The 2,601-nt window shown below is 28.9% G+C and carries 2 protein-coding genes; both read left to right on the plus strand.

Translation table 11 applies throughout. The features are described from left to right. Positions 1 to 209 precede the first annotated feature (209 nt). Positions 210 to 962 carry a nucleotidyltransferase domain-containing protein gene (locus tag N4A40_00240; protein MCT4660256.1) on the plus strand — a complete coding sequence of 251 codons (753 nt, stop codon included), beginning with the start codon at positions 210 to 212 and terminating at the stop codon, positions 960 to 962. Beyond that, entirely contained in the window at positions 959 to 2,023 is a 1,065-nt protein-coding gene (locus N4A40_00245; protein MCT4660257.1) for a nucleotidyltransferase domain-containing protein, read from the plus strand. Before N4A40_00240 ends, N4A40_00245 begins: the two co-directional genes overlap by 4 nt. Positions 2,024 to 2,601: the final 578 nt, after the last annotated feature.

Below are 2,601 nucleotides of genomic sequence, written 5' to 3' on the forward strand. Positions count from 1 at the left end.
ATAAAGTGCATCAGAACAAGCTTCAATTAAATCATTCAATGTCCATTGTCTGTAATTATTTTGAAGACATTTATCTATGGTTTTATAACGGATTAGTGCGTTTTTGTTGATTGGCATTTTAAGAATTTTTCTATGAATTTAAAATAAAATATTTAGTACGCAAAATTATTGCGCACATCTAAGTAACCTTTGTATTAAATAATTGAGTCATGAAAACTAAAATACTAAATAAGCTCTTAGAAATAGAGCGAAATAAAAACATAGAAATATTATTCGCAGTAGAATCTGGTAGTAGAGCTTGGGGTTTTGCTTCACCAGATTCTGATTACGATATACGTTTTGTATACAAACATAAAAAGGACTGGTATCTCAACCTTTGGAAACAAAAAGACACTATACAATTTGTGACAGATAATGATTTACTTGATGGCTCAGGTTGGGAGTTACGTAAAGCATTACGGCTTTTAGCAAAATCTAATGCATCTTTTACAGGTTGGTTATTTTCGCCAATAATATATAGAGCAGATAATGATTTTTTAAACAACATAAAGAAAGTAGCAAATACTAACTTTAATCCTGTTTCAGGATTTTATCATTTTCATAGCATGAACAAAAGTTTTGAAGAGATTTTAGATTCAGAAAAAATGACTTTAAAGAGCTTTTTTTATGCTATACGCACAGCGCTTTGTGCTAACTGGATTTATAAAAATGAATCGATACCACCAGTTTTGTTCAGAGAGATGTATTCTTTAATAGACTCGAGTTATCATTCAAAGCTAGACCAGTTAATAGATTTGAAAAGTAAACGTATCGAAAAAAGTAACGATCCAGTTGAACCAGAATTAATACATTTGGTTAGAGATATTGTAAGCGAAAACAATAATGTGAAAGATCGGTTGGAGAATAAAAAACCAAATCCAAATGATTTTAATGACTTGTTTTTAAAAACTTTGAAGAAATGACACTAGAAGAACTAAAATCATCAGGACATATTATTTTCGAATGCATTAGTGGTAGTAGAGCTTATGGATTGAATACACCTTCATCTGATACAGATATAAGAGGTGTATTCATTCTTCCTAAGGAAACTTTCTATAGTTTAAATTATGTAAGCCAAGTAAACAATGAGACTAATGATATAGTGTATTACGAGCTTAGAAAATTCATTGAGCTCTGCGCTAAAAACAATCCAAATATTTTAGAGCTTCTTAATGTGCCTGAGCATTGTATATTATATAAGCATCCTATTTTTGATGATATAAAAACAGAACTGTTTTTATCCAAACTTTGTAAAAACACCTTCGCTAACTATGCATTCACTCAAATAAAAAAAGCGAGAGGTTTGAACAAAAAAATAGTCAATCCAGTAGAAAAAAAACGTAAGTCTGTAGAAGATTTCTGTTTGGTTTTAGATGGGAAAAAGACAATACCACTTAAGGAATTTTTAAGCGAAAACAATTTGAAAAGTGAGTACTGTGGTTTAGCTAAAATTACAAAAATGAAGGACTATTATAATTTATTCTATAGTGAATCTCAAAACTATAAAGGTGTGGCAAGACCAAATTCAAATGAAGTGTGTTTAAGTTCTATTCCCAAAGAAGAAAATCCTATTACTATACTTTATTTTAACTTAGATGGTTACTCATCTTATTGTAAAAAATACAAAGAATATTGGTCTTGGGTTGAAAAACGAAATGAAGAACGTTATAAAAACAATACTTCACATGACAAAAACTATGATGCCAAAAATATGATGCACACGTTTAGACTATTACATATGGCAAAAGAGATTGGTGAGTCAGGTAAAATAAATGTAGAACGTTCAGATAGAGGTTACTTTCTAACAATTAAAAATGCTGAATTTGAGTATGATGATTTAGTAGTAAAGGCAGAACTAATGCGGGAAAAGTTAGATATTATATTTGAGAATTCAACACTTCAAGAAAAACCAAACTTAAATGTTATTAATGATTTGCTATTTAGATTAAGATCAAGATTCTACAATCATAATTTTGAAAATTGAAAAATTTATCTCAATATTTGCAACCAATATAATTGAAAAAACAAACCTATGACACTACAAAATTTAAAAATACGGATGCTTTACAGCTATTTCCGTCATGTAGGGAAATAGGTAAAATCAAAAATATAACGTACAAAAAGCATCCAAAATAAAATTGGATGCTTTTTTTATTAATTTTTTTGGAGTAGAAAACTTAAACATGCTTAAAACGCAAATAACTACACTTCAATAAATTAAGAAATCTACCTTATGTGGACAGGAATTCTATTGTTTAAAAACAAGTTTAACAAATTGATTTACAGTGAATTAATTTTGAATTTTATTTGGAAGTTTCAAAAATTCCATTCTATATTTGCAGCGCAATAAAGCACAAAACAATTATTAAAACGAAGTAAAATGTTTAATACAAGTGTAAACAAAAGTATGTCAGGAGAACCAGGTTCTTTAGCATACACGCTTCGTGACATCTTTCCAGATAAATAGACATCTATTTTTATCATACAAAGAGTCCGAAGCCCAAAAAGTTTCGGACTTTTTTGTATGCCTTTTTTTAAAGTAGGTTAAAGTTAAAAAGATTC

This window comes from Tissierellales bacterium (genome assembly GCA_025210965.1).
In the GTDB taxonomy this organism is placed as follows: Bacteria; Bacillota; Clostridia; order Tissierellales; family JAOAQY01; genus JAOAQY01.